This is a genomic window from Xenorhabdus doucetiae (genome assembly GCF_000968195.1).
GTDB classification, from domain to species: domain Bacteria; phylum Pseudomonadota; class Gammaproteobacteria; order Enterobacterales; family Enterobacteriaceae; genus Xenorhabdus; species Xenorhabdus doucetiae.
This window is the reverse complement of sequence record NZ_FO704550.1, coordinates 1,330,648-1,344,517: the sequence shown is the minus strand read 5'-3', so window position 1 is coordinate 1,344,517 and position 13,870 is coordinate 1,330,648. Positions and strand designations below refer to the sequence as shown.

General features: G+C 46.9%; 9 protein-coding genes and 1 pseudogene. 6 read left to right on the top strand and 4 right to left on the bottom strand.

From position 1 onward, the window contains the following. Positions 1-21: 21 nt before the first annotated feature. A complete protein-coding gene (locus tag XDD1_RS06220; RefSeq protein ID WP_045969633.1) occupies positions 22-765 on the bottom strand; it encodes a type 2 GTP cyclohydrolase I in 744 nt (247 codons plus the stop codon). Positions 766-1,024: 259 nt separating this feature from the next. Further along, positions 1,025-1,234, bottom strand: coding sequence for a YbfA family protein (locus XDD1_RS06215; RefSeq protein WP_045969632.1), 210 nt, complete (start codon positions 1,232-1,234; stop codon positions 1,025-1,027). A gap of 451 nt (positions 1,235-1,685) precedes the next feature. On the opposite strand from XDD1_RS06215, the gene kdpF reads away from it, so the two are divergent. The 5 genes and pseudogenes from kdpF to kdpD form a co-directional block, all read left to right on the top strand. Next, entirely contained in the window at positions 1,686-1,775 is a 90-nt protein-coding gene (gene kdpF / locus XDD1_RS18605) for a K(+)-transporting ATPase subunit F (RefSeq protein ID WP_065814091.1), read from the top strand. After that, positions 1,776-3,467, top strand: a complete 1,692-nt coding sequence (gene kdpA, locus XDD1_RS06210; RefSeq protein ID WP_045969630.1) for a potassium-transporting ATPase subunit KdpA — start codon at positions 1,776-1,778, stop codon at positions 3,465-3,467. Positions 3,468-3,516: 49 nt separating this feature from the next. Continuing rightward, positions 3,517-5,601, top strand: a complete 2,085-nt coding sequence (gene kdpB, locus XDD1_RS06205; protein ID WP_045969628.1) for a potassium-transporting ATPase subunit KdpB — start codon at positions 3,517-3,519, stop codon at positions 5,599-5,601. A 43-nt stretch (positions 5,602-5,644) separates the two neighbouring features. Beyond that, positions 5,645-6,256: a potassium-transporting ATPase subunit KdpC gene (kdpC, locus tag XDD1_RS06200; protein ID WP_045969626.1), complete on the top strand. Its 612-nt coding sequence runs from the start codon at positions 5,645-5,647 to the stop codon at positions 6,254-6,256. Continuing rightward, positions 6,243-8,432: pseudogene (gene kdpD, locus XDD1_RS06195) on the top strand (two-component system sensor histidine kinase KdpD); the annotation flags it as partial. The gene kdpC and the pseudogene kdpD, both read left to right, overlap by 14 nt. Before the next feature lie 61 nt (positions 8,433-8,493). On the opposite strand, the gene pulA reads toward kdpD, so the two are convergent. After that, the gene (pulA, locus tag XDD1_RS06190; RefSeq protein WP_045969624.1) at positions 8,494-11,331 is read right to left on the bottom strand and encodes a pullulanase-type alpha-1,6-glucosidase; all 2,838 of its coding nucleotides are present in this window, start codon (positions 11,329-11,331) and stop codon (positions 8,494-8,496) included. A 420-nt stretch (positions 11,332-11,751) separates the two neighbouring features. On the opposite strand from pulA, the gene XDD1_RS06185 reads away from it, so the two are divergent. After that, positions 11,752-12,180, top strand: coding sequence for an EamA family transporter (locus XDD1_RS06185; RefSeq protein ID WP_045969622.1), 429 nt, complete (start codon positions 11,752-11,754; stop codon positions 12,178-12,180). A gap of 49 nt (positions 12,181-12,229) precedes the next feature. On the opposite strand, the gene pgm is transcribed toward XDD1_RS06185, so the two are convergent. Then, positions 12,230-13,870 (bottom strand): phosphoglucomutase (alpha-D-glucose-1,6-bisphosphate-dependent), encoded by a 1,641-nt coding sequence (pgm, locus tag XDD1_RS06180; RefSeq protein ID WP_045969619.1) that lies wholly within the window; start codon positions 13,868-13,870, stop codon positions 12,230-12,232.

The window sequence follows — 13,870 nt, the reverse complement described above, 5'->3', positions numbered from 1 at the left end:
AATCCAGGGGCTATCTAAAAATCAAGCCGGATTAGGAATATCGATAAAAGTCACATCCAATCCATAATGACTTGCCAACCACTCACCGAGCGCTTTGATGCCATAGCGCTCTGTCGCATGGTGCCCTGCCGCAAAAAAATGCAGCCCCATTTCACGGGCAACATGGATGGTCTTTTCTGAGACTTCGCCTGTCACAAAGGCATCAACACCAAACTCAGCCGCCTGTTCAATAAAACTCTGGCCGCCACCGGTACACCATGCCAGTGTACGGATCTCTTCGGGTGCATTATCGCCACAATGCAGTACCTTTCTCGCCAGACTTTTTTCAAGACGTTCAGTCAATTCTGCCGATGTAACAGGTTGATCAAAAGCACCATGAGGCAGAAGCGTATCAATCTCGCCGATGACCTTCGCTCCCATCTGGCGCGCCAATTGGACATTGTTACCCAAAACAGGATGGGCATCTAACGGGAGATGATAGCCGTACAGGTTGATATCATTGCAAAGGAGTGTTCGCAAGCGGCGGCGTTTCATGCCACGGATAACAGGAGATTCATTCTTCCAAAAGTATCCGTGATGAACGATAACAGCATCCGCCTCAAGGCGAACCGCTTCATCCAACAATGCCTGGCAGGCTGTCACACCCGTAATCACCCGCTGAACATGGGGACGACCTTCTACCTGTAATCCATTGGGAGCATAATCTTGAAATTCACGGATACTCAATTCCGTATTGAGCACATGCTCCAGTTCAACATTGTTCATCACATTCCCCTTATCTCTTAGCATTTTCTTCACCATAAAATACCTAGCTGCCATGAATTAAGTCAATTCACTTGCCAGGTTGCCTCTGCCCGCCGCCTTACAAGCCAGACCCGAAATAGAAATAGATTGGAGTCAATATCTTGAGTTACAAATGTACGTTTAAATGGCCTATAAAACAAAACACCTTGCCGGTATAAATCGACAAGGTGTCAAAATGTTATATTCAAAATGTTCAGTTAGGCTACGTCATTATGCCACTTTAACGATTTCGAATACCTGAAGCCATTTCTGAACATTCCAGCCATACTGGTTTATCACTGGTTTTTAACCATACTTTATGCAGATAGCTATAAAAGCGGGCACGATCACGGCGAAACAGCATAACAGGCAGCGCAATAGTGCCCAGCGCGATAGCACCAAGACGCCGTAAGAGAATCTGATGCCAAGAGTATTCACGATATAGAGACATTGATACCCCCTCATGGGCTTAACCTGTAAGATGAGTGAAATTTTACGCTACAAATTGAAAACTTACCACTCATCCGACCACTTTTTTAGTGGCATAAATCACCTTTTTTTTATCATTACGTAATTTAATTACAGAATTATACCTAAACAGAAACAAAACAAACAAATTGAAAACAAAAAATCAACCCGACTTAGTTTGCTATACTCGTCGTACTCCAAAATGCATTTATTATCCCCCCGCATCGCGGGGAGATAATAAGCAGCTTTCGTTTTACGAGCTGCAACTTGACGTTTATCGGGTATACACTTGCCTTATGATACTTTGTCGATAAATTCCGCAGATCATTTATACTTTTTTACGCTTTCAGGAACGCTTTTAATAACTTCTTTGTATGGTCATCCCTATGCTGTAACTGACTATTTCTGCAAGAAATAAGCAAGGAGAGTACACCATGAATATCTTCCTCATCCTTGGCATTTTTCTGGTGACGCTATTACTGGGCTATCTCATTTATGCGTTATTGAATGCGGAGGATTTCTAAATGGCAGTATCCGCTTTTTTACTGATTACCAGTTTTCTGCTCATACTGTTTCTATTGAGCAAACCGCTTGGCAACCTGATCGCCAGACTCGTCGAAGGAGAATTGCCCCGCTGGTTGACAAAAACGGAAACCATCCTGTGGCGTTGTTGTGGCTTGCAAAAACCTGGCAGCAATATCAAAGAAATGAACTGGTGGCAGTATGCTCTCGCCATCTGCATATTCAATATCGCCGGGCTATTGCTCCTGTTTACGCTGCTGGTAAGCCAAGACCATTTGCCATTGAATCCACAACATTTTGCCGGCATGAAATGGGATTTGGCACTTAATACTGCAATCAGTTTTGTCACCAATACCAATTGGCAAGCCTATAGTGGAGAAAATACCCTCAGTTACTTAAGCCAAATGGCTGGATTGACCGTACAGAATTTTCTGTCTGCGGCAACCGGAATTGCTGTGGCTTTCGCCTTAATGCGGGCGTTTTCCCGCCAAGGCATGAAAACCGTGGGAAATGCGTGGATCGACATCACACGTATCACTTTATATCTCTTGCTCCCGCTTGCGATCATTATTGCCTTATTCTTTGTCAGTCAAGGCGTTATCCAAAACTTTTCTTCCTATGTCCTCATCCACTCTCTTGAGGGACAACCGCAATGGCTGCCTATGGGGCCGGTTGCTTCTCAAGAGGCCATAAAACTGTTGGGAACCAATGGCGGCGGATTTTTTGGGGCAAATTCAGCCCATCCGTTTGAGAACCCAACTTCACTCAGTAACTTTGTCCAAGTTCTGGCGATTTTCTTGATCCCCTGTGCCTTATGTTTCGCATTCGGTCTGGTTGTTGGAGACAATCGCCAGGGATATGCTCTGCTCTGGACGATAAGCATCGTTTTCATTATTGCCACCAGCGTGGTGATGTATGCCGAAACCGCCGGTAATTCTCATCTTATACATGCCAATATCAGTGACCACGTCAATATGGAAGGCAAAGAATCCCGCTTTGGTATCCTTGCCTCTTCTCTCTATGGGGTGGTGACAACAGCCGCTTCCTGTGGTGCCGTCAATGCCATGCACGATTCCTTTACCGCGCTGGGTGGCATGATACTGCTCTGGTTGATGCAGATTGGTGAAGTTATCTTCGGTGGGGTAGGTTCTGGTCTTTATGGCCTGTTACTGTTCGTTCTGCTTGCTGTATTTATCGCAGGCTTGATGATTGGTCGCGCCCCCGAATACTTAGGCAAAAAAATTGATGTTTATGATATGAAAATGGTCGCATTAGCGATCTTAGCCACGCCTTCGCTGGTTTTATTAGGCACCGCTCTGGCGATTTCAACCGACATCGGTCGCAGCGCTATTGCCAATCCCGGCGCTCACGGCTTCACTGAAGTCCTTTATGCTTTTTCATCCGCGGCCAACAACAACGGAAGCGCCTTTGCCGGACTCAATGCCAACAATGTCTTTTATAACCTCGTGTTAGGGATCATCATGTTTCTTGGGCGCTTTGGCGTCATTCTGCCTGTTCTGGCCATCGCGGGTTCCATGATTCACAAAAAACGCCAGCCTATTAGCAGTGGCACCTTACCGACCCACGGTTCCCTCTTCATTGGATTATTAATTCTGGTCATTTTACTGATTGGTGCTCTCACGTTTATTCCTGCACTGGCGCTTGGCCCTATCGCAGAACACCTACAATTTTGACTGTGAGAATTGGCCGTGAGAATGTCAGGTTGAGAGAGTGAGGTAACGCATGAAAAACAGACAACAAGTATTATTTGAGCCGACTTTAATTCGCCATGCACTTATCGATTCGTTAAAAAAATGTCATCCGGCCCGCCAATGGCGTAATCCCGTTATGTTTGTGGTTTATGTGGGAAGTTGCCTGACCACCGCATTATGGATTGCTATCTTAGTGGGACAATTAACGGGCAACGCGCTATTTACCGGTAACGCCCTATTTACCGGGGCTATTACTCTCTGGTTATGGTTTACTGTCCTGTTTGCCAACTTTGCAGAAGCCTTGGCTGAAGGACGTAGCAAAGCCCAGGCATCCAGTTTGAAAGGTGTCAAAAAAACCAGTTGGGCGACCAAACTGGCATCACCCGACCGCGAAGCCGCAAAAGAAAAAATCACGTCAGACACTTTGCGCAAAGGCGATATTGTGCTGGTGGAGGCGGGAGAAATTATTCCTTGCGATGGTGAAGTCCTTGAAGGCGGGGCGTCCGTTGATGAAAGCGCGATTACCGGAGAATCTGCGCCTGTTATCCGTGAATCCGGTGGTGATTTCTCCTCTGTCACTGGCGGTACGCGCGTTTTATCAGATTGGTTAATCGTCGAATGCACCGTCAATCCGGGCGAAACCTTTTTAGACAGAATGATTTCAATGGTTGAAGGGGCTAAACGACGTAAGACCCCTAATGAAATCGCCCTTACCATTCTGCTCACGGCGCTGACCATTATTTTCCTGCTGGTCTGTGTCAGCCTGCTGCCTTTCTCCTTGTTCAGTGTCCAAGCCAATCAATCCGGCGCACCGATTACCCTGACGGTATTGATTGCCTTACTGGTTTGCCTGATCCCCACCACGATTGGCGGTTTACTGTCAGCTATCGGTGTTGCGGGTATGAGCCGTATGTTGGGAGCTAATGTCATTGCTACCAGCGGACGAGCTATTGAAGCCGCCGGAGATGTGGATGTCCTGCTACTTGATAAAACAGGTACTATCACGCTCGGAAATCGTCAGGCATCCCAATTTTTACCCGCACCAAGCGTAACAGAACGGCAGTTAGCTGATGCGGCGCAACTCTCTTCCCTTGCCGATGAAACACCGGAAGGGCGCAGCATCGTGATCCTGGCAAAAAAACGTTTCAATATGCGTGAACGTGATCTGCGGGAATTAAAAGCGACATTTGTTCCCTTCTCTGCCATGACCCGCATGAGCGGGGTCAATATTGGTCATCGCATGATCCGCAAAGGCGCTGTCGATGCTATTCGCCGTCATATTGAAGCTAATCACAGTCAATTCCCGGAAGTGATTGACCAATTGGTACAGAAAGTGGCGCACAAGGGGGAAACACCGTTGGTTGTTGCTGAGAACCAGCAAGTCTTGGGCGTCGTCGCCTTGAAAGATATCGTGAAAGGTGGGATTAAAGAACGCTTCAGTGAAATGCGTAAAATGGGGATCAAAACCGTCATGATCACGGGGGACAATCATCTCACTGCCGCCGCCATTGCAGCCGAAGCCGGCGTTGATGATTTTTTGGCAGAAGCCACTCCCGAAGCGAAACTTGCCCTGATCCGCCAATATCAGTCCGAAGGGCGTCTGGTTGCCATGACGGGAGATGGTACCAACGATGCACCCGCGCTGGCACAAGCCGATGTTGCCGTTGCCATGAATTCAGGCACACAAGCCGCAAAAGAGGCCGGTAATATGGTCGATTTGGATTCCAACCCCACCAAATTGATCGAAGTTGTCCATATCGGTAAGCAGATGTTAATGACCCGCGGTGCTTTGACTACCTTTAGCATTGCCAATGATATTGCTAAATATTTCGCCATCATTCCCGCTGCTTTTTCGGTCACATACCCACAACTTAATGCGTTGAACATCATGCGTCTTCATTCGCCAGAATCTGCGGTACTGTCTGCGGTTATCTTCAACGCGATAATCATAATTTTCTTACTACCCTTAGCCTTAAAAGGCGTCAGTTACCGTCCCATGAACGCACTGTCACTCTTGCGCCGGAATCTATGGCTATATGGCCTTGGTGGCCTGCTGGTGCCATTTGTCGGCATCAAACTTATTGACCTCTTGCTCACGGTCTTCATGTTTAACTGACAATCTTTAAATAATCAGGGCATACAAATAAAGGTGATGAAAAATGATCTGGTTACGTTCTTCCATTGTGTTGCTGGTATTTCTTAGCCTAATCACGGGGATTGCCTATCCCTTACTGGTGACGGGAGTCGCAGGATTGTTATTTCCCCACCAAGCAGGGGGATCGCTAATCAAGCAAGATGGCAAATGGGTTGGCTCTGAATTAATAGGGCAAAATTTTACCAACCCCGTCTATTTTCATGGACGGCCTTCCATGACGGCCGAAAAACCCTATAACACGTTGTCATCGGGAGGCAGTAATCTCGCTGTGACCAACCCGGCACTGGACAGCAAAATACAGCAAAACATAATCCAAGTGCGTTCATTTAATCATTCCGGCAATGTTCCGATCCCCGTTGATTTAATCATGGCATCGGGTAGCGGGCTCGATCCTCATATATCCCCGGAAGCGGCTGAATTTCAGGCACAACGTGTGGCGATAGCCCGTTATTTGCCACTTGACGTGGTTGATAAACTGATTCAGCAACGCATTCAGTATCCCCTGCTGAAATATATGGGGAAGCCGATAGTTAACGTACTGGAACTGAATCTGGCGTTGGATAACCTGGACCCAAAAGGCAAACCAAAAGGCAGAATAAGATATGGCACAGAATGAACCCCAGCGCCCTGATCCTGATGACTTACTGACACTGGCAAACAAAAAGCCACGTGGCAAACTAAAAATATTTTTCGGCGCTTGTGCCGGTGTCGGTAAAACTTATGCCATGCTGCAAGAAGCTCAACGGTTACTGGCACAAGGGTTAGACGTTATTGTCGGCGTTGTTGAAACCCATGAACGGCAAGAAACGGCGGCTCTGCTGCAAGGCTTGCCTCAATTACCCCCCAAATATTTCCACTATCATGAACGCAGGATAGCGGCTTTTGACATTGATGCTGCCCTTGCCCGCCATCCGGCCATTATTCTGATGGACGAGCTGGCATTCAGTAATCCCAAAGGCTGCCGCCATCCAAAACGCTGGCAGGATGTCGAAGAACTACTGGAAGCTGGCATTGATGTGCTGACTACCATCAATGTGCAGCATTTGGAAAGCCTGAATGATGTTGTCGGCGGTATTACCGGCATTCGCGTTCGAGAAACGATTCCCGATCATATCTTCGATCAGGCTGATGATGTTGTTCTGGTCGATCTTCCGCCCGATGATCTGCGTCAGCGGCTCAATGATGGCAAGGTTTATATTTCAGGTCAGGCCGAACGTGCCATTGAACATTTTTTCCGCAAAGGGAATCTGATTGCCCTGCGTGAATTGGCATTGCGCCGCACGGCCGATCGTGTAGATGATCAAATGCGCGCCTTTCGTGATACTCAGGGAAGAGAACCCGTATGGCATACGCGAGAAAATCTACTATTGTGTATTGGCTACAATGCAGGCAATGAAAAGCTGATTCGGAAAGCCGCTCGTCTGGCAGCAAAACTCGATTGTGTCTGGCATGCCGTTTACGTTGAAACCCCCAAACTACACCGATTACCAAAAAACAAACGTCGCACCATCTTACAAGCCTTGAAGCTGGCGCAAGATCTCGGTGCAGAAACTGCAACCCTCTCCGATTCTCATGAAGAAAAAGCCATCCTGCGCTACGCCAGAGAGCATAATCTGGGGAAAATCCTGATTGGCCGCTATTACAACTCACATACCAATTTCTTTGGCTTCAAATGGCATCGTGATTTTTCAGAACGACTGGGGAAACTCGGTCCTGATTTGGATTTGATTATTGTTGCGTTGGAAGATAAAAAACGTGGGGACAAAGAACCAAAAGATAACCGAACATTCAATGATAAATGGCGGATCTCGATTCAGGGCTTTTTGATGGCCATTGTGCTCTGTGCCCTGATTACCCTCTTTTCCCGAACATTCTTGCTGACCCTTGATCAAGCCAATTTGGTGGCAATTTACCTGCTCGGCGTGGTCATTATCGCGCTGTTTTATGGTCGTTGGCCATCTGTCTTTGCTGCTTTCGTCAATGTTATCAGTTTTGACATTTTTTTCGTCCAACCACACTGGTCGTTGGAAGTCAAAAACATGCAGTATCTGCTCACACTGACCGTTATGCTGATTGTCGGGGCCGTTGTCGGAAACCTCACCGCAGGGATACGCTATCAAGCCAGAGTCGCTCGTTATCGCGAACAACGGACACGGCACCTGTACGAAATCACCCGTGAACTCAGTAAGGCCCTGAATGAAGAAGATGTAGCCCGTATTAGCTATCACTTTCTGTCCAATAGTTTTCAGGCAAAAACGGGGTTGTTACTACCAGATAGCAACCACCATTTACACCAAGTGCGATCCCATAACGGTGGTCAGATGCAAATTGATAATGCGATAGCTAAGTGGTGTTTTGAGAAAAAACAACCTGCCGGAGCGGGTACTGATACATTACCAGGAGTCCCTTATCAGTTATTACCTATCGCTAACCCCTCACAGGTTTTTGCCGTTCTTGCCATTGAATCCCCTAATCAGCATCAATTACTGGTGCCGGAACAACAACGGTTATTACAAATCTTCACGGGACTGATCGCCAACGCACTGGAACGCTTATACCTTGCCCGCTCCGCAGAATCCGCCAAACTGGAAATTGAGCGGGAGCAACTGCGTAACTCATTACTGGCAGCACTATCTCACGACTTACTGACCCCGTTAACCGTACTATTCGGACAAACTGAAATGCTGATGTTGGATTTATCCGCAGAAAATTCACCTCATACTCAACAAGTTAACCAAATTCGCCAGCAAATCCTCAGTACTTCGCGACAAGTCAATAACCTGCTTGATATGGTTCCCAAGGAGATTCCAAAACAGTAAGCCCCACGGCAATCAGGCAAGGTGCCTGATTGCGTTATTTCCTGCGCACCGGCAAACCTGTCCCACGTATCCCGTGTTGTGGCAGAACCAGTACGGCTGCCGACCATGCAGGCATGATTACCTCTCCATTTTCTGTTATGCGTATTCCCGCCGCCAAAGACGCCTCGCCTAATTCACGTTGAATATCATTTAATTGCAAACCCTTGGCATTAATATCTTTGACAGTCACAGACCAAGGCGCGGCATTAATCACAACCACCAAGCCATCAAACCGCCAATCACGATCACGCGAAGTCAGATTGCCGTCATCAATCGTCATGACCAGTAAGCCAATTTGCTGATGAGGGCCAACATTCACAAAATCGACACGTTGCCTGACAGCCGCACCATCGCCAAGCGTCATCAAGGGTGAAAATTGACGTAACCGCAATAGCTCCTGATAAAATGCCACCATCTGTAATAATTCATTTTGACCTGGTTTTTTTACCCGATTTTTCACCCGATCAATCAAGGGATAATTCTTGCCATCGTTCTTACGTTCGGGTAATCCCACATCATAATTATTGTCTTTGTAATCATAACTAACCCGATTAAACCAATCGCCGGCATCATAAGAATCACGGGTAAATGATTTTGAGCGCAATAACTCTGAACCCTGTTGATCGAAAGCCAATCCTTGCCCCAGAAATACCGTAGAAAGCGAGATCGCCTGCATACGCACTCTTGTCATCAGGGAGGCTTCATGGGCCGCTTTATAGCTAATAATGTCCCACAATGTTTGATTATCATGCTTAGAGACATAATTCAGTGCTTCAATAGGATCTAACGCATAACCCGCAGCAACCCCCTTATAATCAATTTCTCTGCCGGTTTTCACTGCGCCATCTTTATCAATCATGACAAAATCAGCCAGATTACCCGCCATGCCAAGGCGCACCAGATCCCATAAATGACGAACGTAATCGGCATCTAATTTGGCGATCTCATTAGGTAATATTTCAGCTCCATTACCTATCCCCTGCTGACTGCGAATACGGTCAGCAACGTCAAATGGCCCACCGCCACGTACTGCATCCCGCATCCTGTCAGAGAAAGTTCCAATGCCTGTTCCCTTAAGATTGATTTGCGACGCGGTTTCAAATCGATCATCCTGCCCGGAATTCCAGCCTTCGCCGAAAAAGTAGACTGATGGGTTAATGGTTCGCACTTTTTCGAGTGCCGATATCATTTGCGCTTTGGGGTGATATCCCATTAAATCGAACCGAAAGGCATCAATCTTATAATCTTTAACCCAAGTCACCAGTGAGTCTTCAATCAGTTTGGCAAACATACGACGTTCAGGCGCCGTATCAGCACAACAGGTATTATTTTCAATACTGCCTGTTATTTCATCCAAACGGTGGTAATACCAAGGTACAATCTTATCCAACACCGATGTCCGAGATGTAGGGCCTGCCGCGTCGGTATGGTTGTAGACAACATCCATGATCACATTCATGCCTAATTGCTGTTTGATAGCCTGTATCATGGCGCGAAACTCTTTTATGCGACCGGCACCTTCTGGATCAGTGGCATAAGATCCTTCCGGTACGGAGTAATGAAACGGATCGTAACCCCAATTATAAGAATCCGTTTTTGCCACCAATGTATTTAATTCTTGTACTTGCGGATTATTGATATTGTCATCACGCAGCAATTGCTGCAAAACCTCCCGCACAGTCAATGTGCTACGGCAATAATCGGCAAAACGGCTATTTTTCACCTCTGGATTGATTTGACACAGGCGACTAAAAGGGTGTTCAAGATCAGCCACCTGATGGCTAAATTCATTCACGGAAGCGATATCAAACACCGGCAATAACTCCATATGGGTCATTCCCGCCCGACTCAACGCCTTAAGATGCTTAAACATATCGCTGTTATTGTCAGTCAGTGCCAGATATTTACCACGCCAAACGTCTGGTATTGTGCTGTCTGCAACGGAAAGATCACGGATATGCGCTTCATAAATGGTCATGCGGGCAATATCCGTTGGTGTATTTTGTGGGTGCGGCGTCAGCAGGTTATCCCAATTTTGCGGTTTCAGTGAGGTATCATCCAAATTGACGACCTGACTATATTCTGAATTCGTCGACAGGCTATAAGAATAAGGATCGGTCACCTCGTAGCGTTCCACATGGCGGGAATAGGGATGGTAAACCTTTAAGGCGTAGCGATAATAAGCGCCAATCAACGCTTTGCCACCTTGCCATGACCAGGAGCCACTTGCTGCATCACGCTGCATGGTATGGCTGGTCATCATCTGCTTATCTTGATTATAAATAACCAGACCAACCTCTTGGGCAGTCGGTGCCCACAAACGGAAAATCACGCCCTTGTCGTTTATCCGTGCTCCATAGTCCAACTTACCAGCAGCCTCAGCGAAACGATCATCCAACATACCCGCGGTTTGTACTTGGGTTGCCGAGAGTAATGCACCGTGTTCATTCGCCGCCAAAGCGACCAAATCCCCCATCAACAACGGATCAATATCCACATTATCAGGCAGACGGAATGCGGCCCATTTTGCCAAATGAGGGAATTTTTTTGCTGTTTCTTGGTTTAAAGTTGTCGGTCTGAGTGTCAGGTAATGATCCGTAAAATAACCGCGATCATTTAACTTTATCTTTTTGTTTTTATTATAATATAAACGAACAATCGGTTTACCTGTGCCACCTGACCACAATAACGTTTGTTTATCAACCCAGTGCGCGGAAGCCTGAGAAATTTCTGGCTCAGAATTAGCATTTCCAATACGACAACAATAGATTTGTTCACTGTCTGATATTGGTTTCAAATCATGCTTCAAGCTATGCTTCAAACCATGTACCATTGGTTTCTCCTGAGTTTGCGACAAGTCACTTTTATTTTGAACACAATTATTTGAAGCGCGTTTATTTGGAACGCACTGTGTGAGCAATAAAATAAATAGACTGCTTATTAAAATAAGATAAATCTTCCTCCAAAAGTCAGATTTCATCGCCAAACCTTGTTAATAGAAAGATTACATTAAATAACGTTCCCAAAGGGAAGATTTGCCTGTATCACTATTATGAAAATCTATTTAAACACGCTATTAAGCCACCCACCTCATCCTTTATTTATAAATATAGGGAGTAAGATAAAGGATGAGTGATTTTATCTGCACCTTGGGCAATCTTTTATTTATTGGGTTTTCACATATCAACAAAATTAGCCTATGATTCACTCCTCTGAGACAACACGGTAATATCAAGCATAGGATGAATTGAATATGAGTACATGGCTGATTTATGCCTTACTCTCCGCGCTAACCGCGGCACTGGTGGCTATTTTTGGCAAAATTGGCTTGCAAAATTTAGATGCCAATACGGCAACGGCCATTCGGGCGGTCATTATGGCGCTGTTTTTGGTCGGCGTGGTCATTGTGCAGGGAAAATTGAATCTTATCAGTGAGATTATGGCCAATCGCAAGGCGCTGCTGTTTATCCTGTTAAGCGGAATAGCCGGCGCGCTTTCTTGGTTATTCTATTTTCTGGCGATCAAACATGGCAAAGTTTCCCAAGTGGCGCCTATCGATAAACTCAGCGTGGTATTTGCGGTCATTCTGGCGGTGATCCTGTTTGGGGAGAAAATTTCGCTGATAGCTGCCGCAGGCGTCGCACTCATTACCATCGGGGCGTTGATGGTCGCTTTGGGGTAAAGCAAAAAGCCGCAGCAATTGCTACGGCTCTTGTTTTTTCACAGCCTAATCAACCCGCAGCAAATACCTGATTAACGATTTCCTGCGCTTCTTGCTCAATTTTTTCACGATGCTCGGCACCGAGGAAACTTTCACAATAAATTTTATAGGCTTCTTCTGTACCAGAAGGACGGGCAGCAAACCAACCGTTGTCACTCATGACTTTCAAGCCACCAATGGAAGCCCCATTGCCCGATGCGGTTGTCAGACGAGCGGTAATCGGATCACCGGCCAAGATATCGGCCTTAACCATTTCCGGGGACAGTTTAGACAGCAAGGCTTTTTGCTGATGCGTCGCCGGAGCCTGAATGCGGCTATAGCTTGGCGTACCGAATCGGGCGGCCAATTTATCATAACGTTGCTGCGGATTCTCACCCGTCACGGCGGTCATTTCCGCCGCCAACAGGCAAAGAATCATGCCGTCTTTATCCGTTGACCACGGTGTGCCGTCAAAACGCAGGAAAGAAGCCCCCGCACTTTCTTCTCCGCCAAAGCCCAGACTGCCTTGATGCAATCCATCCACAAACCATTTAAAACCGACGGGAACTTCCACTAATTCACGTCCCAAGTCGGCGACCACACGATCAATCATGGCGCTGGAAACCAGTGTCTTACCCACGGCAATATTTTTCTGCCATTGTGGACGGTGACGGAACAGGTAATCAACCGCCGTTGCCAAATAATGGTTAGGATTCATCAAACCCGCCGGCGTAATAATGCCATGACGGTCATAATCAGGATCATTGGCAAAGGCCAAATCAAATTTACCCCGCAATTCCAGCAGCCCCGCCATAGCCCAACGGGATGAGCAATCCATGCGGATCACGCCATCATGATCCAGTGTCATAAAACGGAATGTTTGATCGACTTTATCATTAACCAGTGTCAGATCGAGATGGTAATATTCGCCAATCCGCTGCCAGTAGGCAATCCCTGAACCGCCTAATGGATCAATACCAATCTTTAAGCCTGCTTGCTGGATCGCAGCCATATCGACAACATCACCCAGCGCAGTAACATAAGGATCAATCAAATCCTGAGGATGCAAATATTCACTCTTTAATGCCTGTTCATAAGGCAGGCACTTGACGCCATTGAGGCCAACCGCCAGTAATTCATTGGCACGCTGCTCAATGATTGCCGTCAGATCGGTATCGGCCGGCCCGCCATTAGGCGGATTATATTTAATGCCACCGTCTTCCGGCGGATTATGGGATGGCGTGATCACGATACCATCGGCCAGACTTTTTCCCTGCCGATTGTGACATAAGATGGCATAGGAAATGGCAGGCGTTGGCGTAAACCCATTATTCTCCTGCACAACCACATCAACACCATTCGCCGTTAACACTTCCAATACGGAGATAAAGGCCGCTTCTGAAAGCGCATGGGTATCTTTACCCACATAACATGGCCCGGTGATCCCCTGTTGCGAACGCACTTCCACAATGGCCTGAGCAATGGCCAGAATATGTGATTCATTAAAACTATTGCGCCCAGCGCTGCCACGATGGCCGGAAGTTCCGAACTTGACCTTATGCGCTGGGTTTTCAGAATGGGGTTGTAAGGTGTAATACTGTGAAGTGAGCTGGGCAACATTGATTAAGTCATACTGCTGGGCGAGCTGCCCGGCTCTTGGATGAATGGCCAC

What these genes read in the sequence shown, in the direction of transcription:
- XDD1_RS06220 (WP_045969633.1), bottom strand. Translation starts at nt 765, where the DNA reads ATGAACAATGTTGAACTGGAGCATGTGCTCAATACGGAATTGAGTATC.
- XDD1_RS06215 (WP_045969632.1), bottom strand. Translation starts at nt 1,234, where the DNA reads ATGTCTCTATATCGTGAATACTCTTGGCATCAGATTCTCTTACGGCGT.
- kdpF (WP_065814091.1), top strand. Translation starts at nt 1,686, where the DNA reads ATGAATATCTTCCTCATCCTTGGCATTTTTCTGGTGACGCTATTACTG.
- kdpA (WP_045969630.1), top strand. Translation starts at nt 1,776, where the DNA reads ATGGCAGTATCCGCTTTTTTACTGATTACCAGTTTTCTGCTCATACTG.
- kdpB (WP_045969628.1), top strand. Translation starts at nt 3,517, where the DNA reads ATGAAAAACAGACAACAAGTATTATTTGAGCCGACTTTAATTCGCCAT.
- kdpC (WP_045969626.1), top strand. Translation starts at nt 5,645, where the DNA reads ATGATCTGGTTACGTTCTTCCATTGTGTTGCTGGTATTTCTTAGCCTA.
- pulA (WP_045969624.1), bottom strand. Translation starts at nt 11,331, where the DNA reads ATGGTACATGGTTTGAAGCATAGCTTGAAGCATGATTTGAAACCAATA.
- XDD1_RS06185 (WP_045969622.1), top strand. Translation starts at nt 11,752, where the DNA reads ATGAGTACATGGCTGATTTATGCCTTACTCTCCGCGCTAACCGCGGCA.